Below are 334 nucleotides of genomic sequence, written 5' to 3' on the forward strand. Positions count from 1 at the left end.
GGGAACAGGTATCCCTTTTGACTTTACCATCATCTCGGGAGAGTATTTCTGTTCGATGTAGTGAGTTATCTTTTCTTTGAGTCCCTTGGTTAGGGAGACTTGTTTAACAGAACGTTTGCGATTGTTTTGATAGGCTTTTTGAGCAAAATCAGCTGAGTAGATCACTTCAAATTTTCCTTTACGCACTTGTTGTCTAACCTGACCACGTTTGACTTCGTTGTGAATGGTTTGAGGAGCTTTAGCTAATCTCCTAGCGATTTCACGATTTTAGAGTCCTTCTTGAAGCCAACGTTCAATCATTCTACGTTCAGTTAGTGTTAAATGTTTACTTTTT

The 334-nt window shown here is 38.9% G+C and carries 1 pseudogene; it reads right to left on the reverse strand.

Going from position 1 to position 334, the window contains the following annotated elements:
* Positions 1–334 (reverse strand): annotated as a pseudogene (locus tag HMPREF2937_RS14165) (helix-turn-helix domain-containing protein); the annotation flags it as partial.

The organism is Staphylococcus sp. HMSC061G12 (genome assembly GCF_001838465.1).
GTDB lineage: Bacteria > Bacillota > Bacilli > Staphylococcales > Staphylococcaceae > Staphylococcus > Staphylococcus simulans.